Here is a 13552-nt window from a genome sequence, read left to right as displayed (position 1 = left end):
CGGATTGTGGTCATCCGGGCGTTGTTTCGTCAAGCTATTCGAAGGGGCAACTTGCGCCTATGAAGCAGGCGTTTCTTCGTCAGCCTGCTTTTTCTTCTGGCCGATCTTGGGCTCTTCGCCGCGGATCAGGCGTTTGATATTGGCGTGATGAGCAAGCCAGACAATAACGGCAAGAAATACACCAAGCCACCCGGCACCGGGATCGTTGGCGATGAAGAACGCCGCCAACGGGGCCGCGATCATGGCGATGAGTGCCGAAAGCGAAGAAATCCGGAAAATCAGCGCCATCACCAACCATGTCAGTGCCGCACAAAGGCCCATGATCCAGTTGACAGCCGCAAGCGTGCCGAGGGTGGTCGCAACCCCTTTACCGCCCTTGAACCGCAGCCAAATCGGGAACATGTGGCCAATAACAGCGGCACCACCGGCAAAGATGCCTTGCTCTGCACCGTAAAGGTGGGTGAACAGCAGGGCGGCAAAGGCGCCTTTGCCTGCATCGCCGATCAGGGTCAGGAAGGCCAATCCCTTGCGACCTGTACGCAGAACGTTGGTTGCGCCGATATTGCCCGAACCAATCTGGCGGATGTCGCCAAGTCCCGCCATGCGGGTCAGAACCAGACCAAACGGGATAGAGCCCAATAGGTACCCACAGACCGTCGCAACCTGGAGCGACATCAACATTGCCTTATAGGTGGCATCAAGTTCCATTTCAGGCACCTTCCGAGAAGACTTCGCGGCCATCAATCAGGGTGCGCAGAACGCGTCCCTGCGTCAGACGGCCGTCAAACGGTGAATTTTTCGATTTCGAATGGAACTGGTAAGGATCAATTTTCCACGGGCGATCCGGATCAAAGATCACCAGATCGGCCGCGGTTCCCTCTGCCAGTGTTCCAGCCCCTTTGATGCGCACCAGTTCGGCTGGGGTGCGGGTCAGTTTGGTAATCACATCGAGCAGCGACATATGCCCGTTGTGATAAAGCTCCAGCGACATCGGAAGCAGCGTTTCAAACCCGACGGCACCGGCAGCCGCCTGCGCAAAGGGCAGGCGTTTGGAATCGGCATCTTGCGGGTTGTGATCCGATGCAATGGCATCAATCGTGCCATCGGCAAGGCCGGCAACAATCGCCTGACGGTCATCCTCGGAGCGAAGCGGCGGTGACAACTTGGCGAACGTACGGTAATCCGAGACCGCGTTCTCGTTCAGTGCGAAATAGGGCGGTGCGGTATCGCAGGTGACTTTAAGGCCACGTTTCTTTGCCTTGCGGATGACTTCCACCGATTCACCGGTCGAAATATGGGCGAAATGCAGCCGCCCGCCGGTCATTTCAACCAGTCGCAAGTCGCGTTCGATCTGAATAACTTCAGCCAGTGGCGAAACACCCGACAGGCCAAGGCGGGTTGCCAGTTCGCCGCTATTCATCGAGGCCCCCTTGGAAAGCTCGGGCTCTTCCGGGTGCTGGACGATCATGCCATCAAAGAACGTCGAATAGGACAGGGCCTGGCGCAGCAGGCGCGCGCTGGCAATCGTCTTGATCCCGTCGCAGAAGGCAACTGCACCGGCCTGATGAAGCAGGCCCATCTCGGTGATTTCCTGCCCCTCGATGCCCTTGGAGACTGCGCCATAGACAAATACCTTGGCCAAGCCAACCTTGCGGGCACGCCGGGCAATGAATTCAACACCGGCCACGTCATCAATCACCGGATCGGTGTTGGGCAGGGCAATAATGGTGGTGACGCCACCGATCGCGGCAGACTTTCCGGCGGTTTCGATGGTTTCCTGATGTTCAAATCCCGGTTCGCGCAATTGGGCGCGCATATCAACCAGACCCGGTGCCAGACATGCACCGCCAAGGTCAATGATTTCAAAACCATCGGGAACGGTGCCTTCGGTGATGTCCGGGCCACTTTTGGCGATGGTGTCATCTTCAATCAGGAGGCCACCGGTTTCATCGGTTTGTTTAATGGGATCAAGCAGCCTGGCATTGATGAAGGCTTTTTTGCCGGCACCTTTGGCGCGAATGGCGGGGCTCATGCCTGACCTCCGATCTTTCTGTGGTTCTGCACAAGCAATTCAAGCGCTGCCATGCGCACGGCAACGCCCATTTCGACCTGTTCGCGGATGACGGAACGTTCAACGTCATCAGCGACTTCACTGTCGATCTCGACACCGCGGTTCATTGGGCCGGGATGCATGATCAGGGCATCTGGTTTGGCGTTGGCAAGCTTCGCACGGTCAAGGCCATGAAAATGGAAGTACTCGCGCACAGACGGGATGAAGCTGCCTTCCATGCGTTCCAGCTGCAGACGCAGCATCATGACGATGTCGCAGTCTTTCAGGCCTTCTTCCATGTTGTGGAAAATTTCGACACCCATCCGGTCGATCTTCGACGGGATCAGGGTTGGCGGGGCGACAAGGCGCACACGCGATCCCATGGTGTTCAAAAGCAGGATATTGGAACGTGCAACACGCGAATGGGCGATATCGCCACAGATCGCAACATTCAGGCGATGCAGGCGTCCCTTGTGGCGGCGAATGGTCAACGCATCCAGAAGGGCCTGGGTCGGATGTTCGTGGCGACCGTCGCCCGCATTCAAAACCGCACAATTGACCTTTTCGCTCAGAAGCTTGACCGCGCCACTATCGCCATGGCGGACAACCAGTGCATCCGGGTTCATGGCATTAAGGGTCATCGCCGTATCAATCAGGGTTTCGCCCTTTTTGACCGAACTGGTGCCAACCGTCATGTTGATAACGTCAGCCCCCAGACGTTTGGCAGCCAGTTCAAACGATGTCAGCGTCCGGGTGGAGTTTTCGTAAAACAGATTAACAACTGTCGCGCCGGCCAGAATATTGCTGGTCTTGTCTGCGGAGCGGTTTTTTTCCGCATAGTGCTGGGCGCGATCCAGAATAAGGGTGATTTCCCCGGGGGTCAGACCCTCGATCCCGAGGAGGTGTGGGTGCGGATAATGATCCGCCGCTGGTCCCATGACGCTCATGGCGTTGCACATTTCCCTTGGATGATCTTTGAAAAATTTCGGGCGGAGCATAACGAATTGCCCCTGTCACGAAAAGTTAAATATTGCCGGTAATACCGATGCAATCGCATCAAATTTCCTGACTGATCGGTCAGGTTTCGGACGGCGAAGGCCAGACGATCGGCGATCAGACGGCCTGGGTCAAAATGGCGATCACCGGCATGGTGATAATCGCAAGCAGGGTATGGACGGTGATGATGCTGGCCATCATCTGGGCATCGCCCCCCATCAGACGCGCAAGAACATACGCACTGGCAGAGCAGGGCAGTGCCGCATAAAGCACGACCGCAGCAAGTTCGATATCGGGCAGTCCCAGCATAAGACACAGACCCGCGGCAATCGCAGGGCTCAACACCAGTTTTCCAATACTGGAAACTCCGACCGGGAAACCTGCGCGCCGTGCCGCCGAAAGATCAAGCCCGGCACCAACGGCAAGAAGCCCGATGGGCAGGGCCGCGCGTCCAAGAACCTCAAGGAAGGGGCCAACGATCGGCGGCAAGCCAATCCCCAGAACGTTAAACAGGCTGCCCAGCACGCATGCCATCAAAAGCGGATTTTTTGCCACATCGCGCAGCAATGACAAAACGCCGGGCTTTCGATCATTTTCACCCAGATGGGCACATGCCAACACAGATATCACGTTAACTGTCGGCACGACCAATGCGACGCAAAGGGCAGTGACGGTCAGTCCGTGTGTGCCAAGCAAGGCCGCCGCAACGGCAAGCCCGATATAAGTGTTTGGTCGAATGGCGCCTTGCACCAGCGATGAAAATGTTGGTGCCGAAACCTTCAAAACGGGGCGCGCCACAAGGATCAGAACCGTACAGATAGCAATCGTGCCCAGCATTGCCGTCGCAATTCCCAGAAGCGGCAGGCTGCCAAGGTCTGCTTTGGCGGTGTTGGAAAAAAGAAGGGCCGGGAAGGTGATGAAATAAGTCAGTTTCTCTGCACCCGGCCAAAAACTGTCGGGTAGGAAACGCCGTTCGCGCAGCACATACCCGACAACGATCAGGGCAAAGGTCGGCAGAAGTGCTGAGAGAATGGCAAGCATCAGGTGGCTTTCATCACGTAATGAAGAAGAACTTTCAACGTCACCATACTGTTATCACCGATCTGAGAAGGGTGAAATACGCTCGCAATATCTAATTAGCATAGATGACTAAAATTCAGTTGGTGTCGAGTTGTTCTTTGCCGGTGTTTTCCGATGTGATAGTCAGCACATCCAACAGGTTTTGGCGTCGATAGACTGTTTGTTCTGCAAAGTCGTCCAGCTCGCTGAATGTTCAAGGAAAGGGACGCCATGTCACGCGCGATTGATCACATTGTAATATGTGTGAATGATTTTGATGCCGCGATAGCTGTCTATACGCAGCTCGGATTCACAGTGACCCCGCGTGCAGTTCATCCCTTTGGTACCGGTAATGCCCTGATCCAGCTTGACGGCATGTATATCGAACTTCTTGCCGTTATTGATCCGGACAAGATTGCCGAAACCGACCTTGCCCAGCCATTTTCGTTTCCGATCTACAATCGCGATTATCTGCGTCATCGCGAAGGCATGTCGATGCTGGCCCTGCAATCGCGCGACGCCGAACAGGACAGACAAAAATTTATCGCAGCCGGTGCCGCGGTGCCGCCGGTATTTCACTTTGAACGCGATGCCAAAACGCCTGATGGTGAAACGGTCGGCGTTGCCTTTTCGTTGGCCTATGCCAACCACCCGCTGCTGCGGCATGCGGTGACATTTGTGTGTCAACATCGACACCCGGTGCAGAATTTCTATTTCCCTGACTATCAAAGCCATCAGAATGGCGCTGTTGCGATTGGCAAGGTTCTTGTTGATCATTGGGCGGCCGAAGCGGTGCGCGACTTCTATGATGAAATTGGAGTCGACGCGATTGTTGATGCCTTGCATGGCGACGAACTGATTTCACGCTATGGGGTAGAGGACACCGCATTCCCGACAGACGGATTTGCCGGCTTTGAATTAGTTGTCGATGACATCGCGAAAATTACCGATGCAGCTGTCGCAATAGGGGCTGTTGAAAAAGACGGTATGCTTATCATCCCGCCTTCAAGGTTCTTCGGGGTGTTGATGGTGATCAAAGCCAAATAAAAAGCTGCCTGAATGAACAGGCAGCTTTGATCTTGTTGGTCATGGCGGGCTGACGGTTATCAGTCTTCTTCAGCCTCGATATCGTCATCGTCTGCTTCGGCGTTCTCGCCGGGATCGGTGTGGCGGTTCAAATGGTCCAGCGCGCCTTGCAAGATATAAGCAGCAGCTGTCTTGTCGACGACTTCAGCGCGGCGTTTGCGGGTCATATCGACTTCTTCAATCAGAATACGCTCGACCGCGTTTGTTGACAGGCGCTCGTCCCACATCAAAACCGGCAGGTCGATATACTTTTCCATTTCGTCGATAAAGGCATAGACGCGATGGCACGCCTTGCCGATCGAACCATCAAGTTCGCGCGGGAAGCCGATGATAATGCCGCCGACATTCTGTTTGTCGATAATCGACGAAAGCTGCGCAATATCGCGTGTGAACTTCTTTCGTGAAATCAGCTCATACGGTGAGGCAATCTGCAGCCCTACATCTGATAGGGCTACGCCAATTGTCTTGGTGCCCAAATCAAGGCCCAATACACGTGCTGCCGGTGGCAAGAACCGCAGCAATTCCTGAGTGTCATTGCAAATCATGGCGACCTTATAGGAGTCTTTTTGCGAAATTGCCAGCGCAAAGCAAATGTATCGTTTTCCGATTTATGGAAGAAACGACGCCGAGTTGAGTGTGTGGGCGCATTTTATTCTAAATGCAGCCAAGAATGGCGGACTTCCTAGCGTAAAAATCTTTCTGAATGATGAGGGGTTGAAGTGCCTCAGCAGGTTTGTTTTAATATCGCACTGCCGAAATTGATCGAAATCGAAATATGCAGGGCAAAACAGGCAGACCGAATGCGCAGATCATCTTGAGAGAGAAAAAACAGAAAGAGGCAGCGCACCTATTACACGTGAGTGTCGCAATGCTTCTATCCACGGGGTTCGGGAACCGTCATGCTCGACAGGTTCCAGTTGATTTCCGCATACAAAAATCACCAAAAGCGAAAACGCTGAACAAACAATGACAAATCAGGGGGTATAGGGTTTGGCCGACGGTGCATCAAATGAAGCGTTCGTTGAGTTTGAACGTGTACAGAAAAGTTATGACGGCGAGACACTCGTCGTTAAAGATCTCAACCTAACAATGCCTAAAGGCGAGTTCCTGACGATGCTTGGTCCGTCAGGGTCTGGCAAGACGACTTGTCTTATGATGCTTGCCGGCTTCGAAACCGCGACCCACGGCGATATCCGCCTTGGTGGCGTTTCGATCAACGATATCCCGCCGCACAAGCGTGGTATCGGCATGGTCTTCCAGAACTACGCGCTCTTCCCGCACATGACCATTGCCGAAAATCTGGCTTTCCCGCTTGAGGTCCGCAAATTGGGCAAAGCGGAACAGGAAGAGAAGGTCAAACGCGCACTCGACATGGTTGAAATGGGAAGCTTCGGTGGCCGTCGTCCGGCACAGCTTTCCGGCGGCCAGCAACAGCGTGTCGCGTTGGCCCGTGCGCTTGTGTTCGAACCTGAACTGGTTCTGATGGATGAGCCGCTCGGTGCGCTTGATAAACAGCTTCGTGAAAAGATGCAGTTTGAAATCACTCATCTGGCCCATCAACTTGGCATTACCACGGTTTACGTCACCCACGACCAGACCGAGGCATTGACCATGTCCGACCGCGTCGCCGTGTTTGACGACGGCCGCATTCAGCAGCTTGCACCGCCAGATAAACTGTACGAACAGCCCGAAAACAGCTTTGTCGCGCAGTTCATTGGCGAAAACAACACGCTCGAAGGCGTCATCAAGGAAATCAAGGGCAACACCTGTGTTGTCCAGCTTGATGGCGGCGAAATCATTGACGCCGTTCCGGTCAATGTCAGCCAGGTGGGTGAACGTACCCGCGTTTCGATCCGTCCTGAACGTGTTGAATATAACCGTGATCGCCTGCATGCAGATGCGCATACGCTCAAGGCCGAGGTTCTGGAATTCATCTATATGGGTGACATCTTCCGTACACGCCTGCGTGTGGCCGGCAATGATGAGTTTATCATCAAGACGAGGAACGCACCGGATCAGGTGCGTCTGAAGCCGGGTCAGGAAATCGAGATTGGCTGGCTTGCAGAAGATTGCCGCGCGCTTGACGCGTCGTAACTTTTAGTCAGGCAGATACAGGACCGGTACGCCCGGGTGCTGGTCCTCAACGAATAGTCCGGGAAACAATCAGGGAGTCTATTAATGCAGCTTATTAAAACCCTTACAGCATCAACAGCTTTGCTTGTTGTGGCGGCAGGCGCAGCCTATGCCGACGACCACATGGCGTCTGACATGACGCTGGTCAGCTGGGGCGGTGCCTATCAGAACAGCCAGATCAAGGCTTATGCTGAGCCTTATATGGAAATGAACCCGGGTGTTTCGATCACCTGGGATGAAAGCTCGAACGAAGCCGTTGCAAAACTGCGTGCAATGAACGAAGCCAACAACGTGACCTGGGATCTGGTTGACGTGGTTGCTGCTGATGCAATGCGCCTTTGCGATGAAGGCCTCGCAATGGAAATCGACCCAAACGAAGTTCTTGCAGAAGCGCCGGATGGCACCTCGGCAGAAGATGATTTCGGTGATCTCCTCGTAAGTGACTGCTTCATCCCGCAGATCGTTTATTCGACCACATTTGGTTACCGCGAAGACATGGTTCCGGCTGGAACTCCGGCACCGACAGATATCTGTGCCCTGTTCGACACCGAAACCTATCCGGGCATGCGTTCGCTTGAAAAACGCCCGATCAACAACATGGAATGGGCTCTGCTCTGCGACGGTGTTGCCAAGGACGAAGTTTACAGCGTTCTTGAAACTCCGGAAGGTCAGCAGCGCGCTCTTGATAAGCTGGCAACCATCAAAGACAGCGTTATCTGGTGGAGTGCTGGTGCAGACACCCCGCAGCTTCTGGCTGACGGCGAAGTCTTCATGGGTTCGACCTACAACGGTCGTCTGTTCTCCGCAATCGAAGAGCAGGATCAGCCGATCGCCATGCTTTGGGACGCGCAGGTCTTTGACCTTGACGGCTGGATCATTCCGTCCGGTCTTCCGGAAGAGCGTCTGAACCGCGTTCTGGACTTCGTGAAGTTCGCAACCGACACCCAGCGTCTTGCTGATCAGGCTGCTTACATCTCATACGGTCCGGCTCGTTTCTCCTCGGCTCCGCTCGTTGGTAAGCACGCCGAACTCGGTATCGACATGGCTCCGCACATGCCGACCGATCCGGCAAACGCCAAGAACACGTTCCTCTATAACTACGAGTTCTGGGCTGACTACCGTGACGACATCGATGCCAAATTCCAGGCTTGGCTTGCTCAATAAGAGCTAAGGGTAGGGGGCCGTTCGCGGCCCCCTTTACCGACCAATTCGCTAAACAATAAATTGCCGGTCGAAACAATAGACCGAAAACACCGGGGCAGGCTTACGGGGGCGTAATGGGTGATACATCTCAAGAAGTAGTGTTAGCTGCTGATGGCAGACCACTAAAACAAAGTCTACGAAGGGCATTGATGCGCCAGAAGATGCGCGCGCTCATGCTGGTTGCGCCACTTTTGATCTTTGTGGTCGTGACTTTTATCGTACCAATTCTCTCGATGCTTTTCCGGTCGGTTGAAAACGACATTGTGCCGAATACGATCCCGGGAACCGTGATTGCGCTGTCCCAGTGGGATGGATCGAGCGGGGAACCGCCGCACGAAAACGTATACCGCAATCTTTACATTGATTTATTCAAGGCAGAAGAAGCCAAACAGCACACCCGTCTTGGTTCTCGCCTGAATTACGAGCAATCCGGATTGTCATCCTTGTTCCGGACCACGGGGCGGTCACTTGATGACATCGGTGAGCTTTGGCAGGATCCGCTTGAAGACATCGATCCGAACTTCGAAGAAGGTTCTTTCTGGTTCGAAATGATGTCGGGCACAGGCGGCGAAGATTTTCTTGAAACCCGCCGTGAACTGATGGCGCTGATGTCTGATGAAGACATGAGTGGTGATGTCGGCTTTGTGCCGTCAGAAGAAATCATTCAACTGCTGCCCTGGACCGCACGTGCCTATACCGACTTTGCCCTTTGGGCGGCGATCCGTGATGGCGACACCGTGGCCGAGGAAGATCCATGGGAGTCCGTTTATGGCGCCCTTGGTATGGACCTGACCAATCCGGATACGGTTTCGGCGATCAACAGCTATAACGGTGCGGGCGCAAGCGCGTTGCAGGCGGCGGCTGCGAATATTGATCAGCTTCCGCAATTCGGTTTCCGCGAAGCTTTCACCGAAGAAGACAAAGATTGGGGCTCGGCTGATATCTGGGCAACTATCAAGCTCTATTCGCCAAGCATGACCCCGGGCTACTTCCTGAATTCCGTCGATATGACCCTGACGCCCGACGGGATCGTGATGAAGCCGGAAAATCAGCAGATTTATACGACGCTGTTCATGCGCACACTGATCATGGCGTTGATCATTACTGCAAGCTGCATTGTTCTTGGCTATCCGGTGGCATGGTTGCTTGCCAATCTGCCAATGCGTACGGCAAGTATCCTGATGATTTTGGTTCTTTTGCCGTTCTGGACGTCGCTTTTGGTGCGAACCTCGGCCTGGAAGGTCTTGTTACAGCAGCAAGGGGTGATCAACGAAATCCTTGTCTGGCTTGGGTTCGTTAACGATGCGGATCGCCTTGTTCTGATGAACAACGCAACAGGTACGGTCATTGCGATGACCCACATCCTGCTGCCATTCATGATCCTGCCTCTGTATTCGGTGATGAAAACCATTCCGCCAAGCTATCAGCGTGCGGCCAAGTCACTTGGTGCGACGAACTGGACGGCCTTCTGGCGTGTCTATTTCCCGCAATCGGTTCCGGGTATTGGTGCTGGTTCGATCCTCGTGTTCATTCTTGCGATCGGTTACTACATCACGCCGGAAATCGTTGGTGGTACGGATGGTGTCTTCATCTCCAACCGAATTGCCTATCACATTTCAAGTTCGCTCAACTGGGGCCTTGCGGCCGCACTCGGGTCCATCCTTCTCGTCGTCGTTCTTGGCCTTTACTGGTGCTACGACAAGATTGTGGGCATCGATAACGTGAAGTTGGGGGGCTAAGAACATGAATGAAGTAATCTCGTACGTAAGACGGCCCGAACTGATGACCTTCACGATGCCACTGGTGGCCTTGTTAGGCGCGATGTTCGGGTTCATTACCGGCAACATCTTTGGCAGCCCGTGGGTCGGGTTCGTCATCGGTGCTGTGGTCGGGGCGGCACTGGCCTTTGTGTTCTCGAAAATCATCAAGGTGAAAAGCAAACAGAAAACGCTGGCAACCGGCGTGCTTTTCGGCGGCGTAGGCATGATTTTCGGTGGGCTTGGCGGCCTGTTTGGTGGCTTCCTTGTCGGTATTTCGATGGGCTGGTTTGCCAACTGGGTTGGAAGTGGTCGATACCGGGCTGGTGTTCCGATCTATTACACGCCGGGTCAGGTTCTTTGGCACAACGCATTCCTGTTTATCTGCGCGTTTGTGTTTTTCTTCCTGATCGCACCGCTTCTGCCGGTAATCTGGCTCAGCTTCAATGCCGAGAACTTCTTTACCTTCACGCCAGAAATGCTGAGCTTCAAGGCAGAGGGGTACAGCCTCAAGCATTATCGCGATTTCCTTGGTACCGACGAATGGATGGTGCCGCTCAAGAACTCCTTGATCATCGCGCCAATTGCGACGCTGATTTCCGTTTCCCTTGGGACCCTTGCCGCGATCGGTCTTAGCCAGTCGCACGTGCCTGGCCGTCAGGCGATGATGGCGGTGCTGATTTCACCGATGATCGTGCCGCTGATCATTTCGGCGACTGGCATGTTCTTCTTCTATGCACCGCTGGGCAACTGGCTTGAGCTTAATCTTGGGCTCAACCAGGCATTCGTCGGCTATGTAAAGGTGATTTTGGCGCACGCTGTTCTGGGTATCCCGTTTGTCATCATCACGGTCACCGCGACGTTGGTTGGCTTTGACAAGTCACTGACCCGTGCGGCGGCAAACATGGGGGCAAACCCGGTCACCACCTTCTTCAAGGTTCAGATGCCTCTAATCCTGCCGGGCGTGATTTCGGGCGGCCTGTTTGCCTTTATCACCTCGTTTGATGAAGTGGTTGTGGTGCTGTTTGTCGGGTCTGCCCGTCAGCAAACCTTGCCATGGCAGATGTATACCGGCCTGCGCGAACAGATTTCGCCGACCATTCTGGCAGCCGCGACGATCCTCGTATCTGTCTCGATCCTGCTGCTGCTGACCGTCGAACTGCTACGTCGTCGTTCCGAACGTCTGCGTGGTATGAGCCCGGGCTAAGCCGATCAGGCATTCTGTCCCGCGATACGGAGCAGGACATAAATACGAAACAGGCCGGCAACATTCTTGTTGTCGGCCTGTTTGTTTTCGTATGCCTGATCCGATCTGGACAGGTGATATTTTCGCGCGTGACAGTTTTATCTGTCAGACAGCGCGACAACAGGCGTTCTTCGTTGCTTCGAACCCTTGCGGCAGGGGCGGCGGGGTGCTAGTTTCCGCGCTGTAATTCACGTTCTGGCAGATATCTCTCTGCCGGGTTTTTTATCATTCCTTAAGAGAGACTTTCATCCATGTCGTCTTTGGATAAGGAAACAGTTCGCCGTATTGCCTATCTTTCGCGTATCAACGTGTCCGAAGAAGGCCTTTCCGAACTGGCGGGAGATTTGACCCGTATCCTCGATTTTGTCGAGGAACTGCAAGAAGTTGATGTTGAAGGCTGCGAGCCGCTGACATCTGTTGCCGATCTGACCCTGCCGCTGCGCAAGGACGAAGTCACCGATGGCAATATCCAGCAAAAAGTGCTGTCAAACGCACCGATGACCGATGCTGGCTGTTTTGTTGTGCCCAAGGTGGTTGAATAATGACTGATCTGACAAAGCTGACACTTGCAGAAGCCCGCGACGGGCTTGCAAAGGGTGATTATACCTCGGTCGAACTGACCGAAGCACACCTGAAATCGATGGACGCACATCGCAATCTGAATGCGTACATCACCGAAACCCCGGAAAAGGCCATGGAAATGGCCAAGGCATCCGATGCCAAGCGCGCCAAGGGCGACGCTGGCAAAATGGAAGGCCTGCCGATTGCGGTCAAAGACCTGTTCTGCACCGAAGGTGTTCAGACCACGGCGGCATCGCACATCCTTGAAGGTTTCAAACCGGAATATGAATCCACCGTCACCAGCAACCTGTTTGGCAATGGTGCGGTGATGCTGGGCAAGGCGAACCTTGATGAGTTCGCCATGGGGTCATCGAACACCTCGTCCTATTACGGCAACGTGATAAACCCGTGGAAAGACAAATCCGGAAAAGATCTGGTTCCGGGTGGATCTTCCGGTGGTTCTGCCGCTGCTGTTGCTGCAAACATGGCGCTGGCCGCGACCGGTACCGATACCGGTGGCTCGATCCGTCAACCGGCATCCTATTGCGGTATTGTTGGTCTGAAGCCGACCTATGGTCGTTGCTCGCGCTGGGGCATTGTTGCCTTCGCAAGTTCGCTTGATCAGGCCGGTCCGATGACCAAAACCGTTCGCGACGCGGCAATTATGCTGGGCGCGATGGCGGGTCATGACGCCAAGGACAGCACGTCTGCACCGATTGCTGTGCCTGATTTCGAGGCGGCCCTTACCGGTGACATCCGTGGCATGAAGATCGGTATTCCGAAGGAATATCGTGTCGATGGCATGCCCGAAGAAATCAGCAAGCTTTGGGATAACGGCGTTGCCATGCTGCGCGATGCCGGTGCCGAAGTTGTCGATGTGACCCTGCCGCACACCAAATATGCGCTGGGCACCTATTACATCGTCGCCCCGGCAGAGGCGTCGTCGAACCTTGCACGGTATGACGGCCTGCGTTACGGCCAGCGTGTCATGGATGACGGCGACAGCCTTGATGACATGTACATGAAATCCCGTGCAGCTGGTTTCGGCAAGGAAGTCCAGCGCCGTATCATGATCGGTACCTATGTGCTGTCGGCTGGTTATTATGACGCCTATTACAACAAGGCGCTTAAAGTCCGTCGTCGCATTTATCAGGACTTCGAAGGTGCGTTTGGTCAGGTTGATGCGATCCTGACCCCGACCGCACCGTCTGCGGCCTTTGCCATTGGTGAAAACGAAGGTGATCCGGTCAAGATGTATCTCAATGACGTCTTCACCGTTCCGGCAAGCCTTGCGGGTCTTCCGGGCATTTCGGTGCCGACCGGTCTTTCGGCCGAGGGATTGCCGCTGGGTCTTCAACTGATTGGCAAGCCGTTTGATGAAGAAACCGTTCTGCGTGTTGGGGGCGTGCTCGAAAGTGCTGCCAACTTTACCGCAAAACCTGCCGGGCAGGAGGGCTGATC

General features: G+C 54.4%; 12 protein-coding genes. 7 read left to right on the top strand and 5 right to left on the bottom strand.

Translation table 11 applies throughout. The features are described from left to right. Positions 1 to 57: 57 nt before the first annotated feature. The 4 genes from plsY to TH2_RS12405 form a co-directional block, all read right to left on the bottom strand. On the bottom strand, positions 58 to 708 hold the full coding sequence (gene plsY / locus TH2_RS12420; RefSeq protein ID WP_008890783.1) for a glycerol-3-phosphate 1-O-acyltransferase PlsY: 651 nt from the start codon (positions 706 to 708) through the stop codon (positions 58 to 60). A 1-nt stretch (position 709) separates the two neighbouring features. Then, positions 710 to 2032 carry a dihydroorotase gene (locus TH2_RS12415; RefSeq protein WP_008890782.1) on the bottom strand — a complete coding sequence of 441 codons (1323 nt, stop codon included), beginning with the start codon at positions 2030 to 2032 and terminating at the stop codon, positions 710 to 712. Beyond that, entirely contained in the window at positions 2029 to 2988 is a 960-nt protein-coding gene (locus TH2_RS12410; RefSeq protein ID WP_086013196.1) for an aspartate carbamoyltransferase catalytic subunit, read from the bottom strand. The genes TH2_RS12415 and TH2_RS12410 overlap by 4 nt, the downstream gene beginning before the upstream one ends. Positions 2989 to 3163: 175 nt before the next feature. After that, positions 3164 to 4087: an AEC family transporter gene (locus TH2_RS12405; protein WP_008890780.1), complete on the bottom strand. Its 924-nt coding sequence runs from the start codon at positions 4085 to 4087 to the stop codon at positions 3164 to 3166. Between the two features lie 249 nt (positions 4088 to 4336). Here TH2_RS12405 and TH2_RS12400 point away from each other — a divergent pair, with 249 nt between their 5' ends. After that, a complete protein-coding gene (locus TH2_RS12400; protein WP_008890779.1) occupies positions 4337 to 5152 on the top strand; it encodes a VOC family protein in 816 nt (271 codons plus the stop codon). A 59-nt stretch (positions 5153 to 5211) separates the two neighbouring features. Here the strand turns inward: TH2_RS12400 and ruvX are convergent, their stop codons facing one another. Further along, on the bottom strand, positions 5212 to 5736 hold the full coding sequence (gene ruvX / locus TH2_RS12395; protein WP_008890778.1) for a Holliday junction resolvase RuvX: 525 nt from the start codon (positions 5734 to 5736) through the stop codon (positions 5212 to 5214). Positions 5737 to 6181: 445 nt separating this feature from the next. On the opposite strand from ruvX, the gene TH2_RS12385 reads away from it, so the two are divergent. The 6 genes from TH2_RS12385 (at position 6182) to gatA (ending at position 13550) form a co-directional block, all read left to right on the top strand. Further along, a complete protein-coding gene (locus TH2_RS12385; protein ID WP_008890777.1) occupies positions 6182 to 7285 on the top strand; it encodes an ABC transporter ATP-binding protein in 1104 nt (367 codons plus the stop codon). A gap of 84 nt (positions 7286 to 7369) precedes the next feature. After that, complete coding sequence (locus tag TH2_RS12380; RefSeq protein WP_008890776.1) at positions 7370 to 8488, top strand: extracellular solute-binding protein; 1119 nt, start codon at positions 7370 to 7372, stop codon at positions 8486 to 8488. A gap of 188 nt (positions 8489 to 8676) precedes the next feature. Further along, the gene (locus TH2_RS12375) at positions 8677 to 10266 is read left to right on the top strand and encodes an ABC transporter permease (RefSeq protein WP_008890775.1); all 1590 of its coding nucleotides are present in this window, start codon (positions 8677 to 8679) and stop codon (positions 10264 to 10266) included. Between the two features lie 4 nt (positions 10267 to 10270). Next, the gene (locus TH2_RS12370; protein WP_040823753.1) at positions 10271 to 11491 is read left to right on the top strand and encodes an ABC transporter permease; all 1221 of its coding nucleotides are present in this window, start codon (positions 10271 to 10273) and stop codon (positions 11489 to 11491) included. Positions 11492 to 11781: 290 nt separating this feature from the next. Next, positions 11782 to 12072: an Asp-tRNA(Asn)/Glu-tRNA(Gln) amidotransferase subunit GatC gene (gene gatC / locus TH2_RS12365; protein ID WP_008890773.1), complete on the top strand. Its 291-nt coding sequence runs from the start codon at positions 11782 to 11784 to the stop codon at positions 12070 to 12072. Then, complete coding sequence (gene gatA, locus TH2_RS12360; RefSeq protein ID WP_008890772.1) at positions 12072 to 13550, top strand: Asp-tRNA(Asn)/Glu-tRNA(Gln) amidotransferase subunit GatA; 1479 nt, start codon at positions 12072 to 12074, stop codon at positions 13548 to 13550. Before gatC ends, gatA begins: the two co-directional genes overlap by 1 nt. Positions 13551 to 13552: the final 2 nt, after the last annotated feature.

The organism is Thalassospira profundimaris WP0211, assembly GCF_000300275.1.
Taxonomy (GTDB): Bacteria; Pseudomonadota; Alphaproteobacteria; order Rhodospirillales; family Thalassospiraceae; genus Thalassospira; species Thalassospira profundimaris.
The sequence above is the reverse complement of the archived record's forward strand: the minus strand, read 5'-3'. Positions and strand labels throughout refer to the sequence as shown.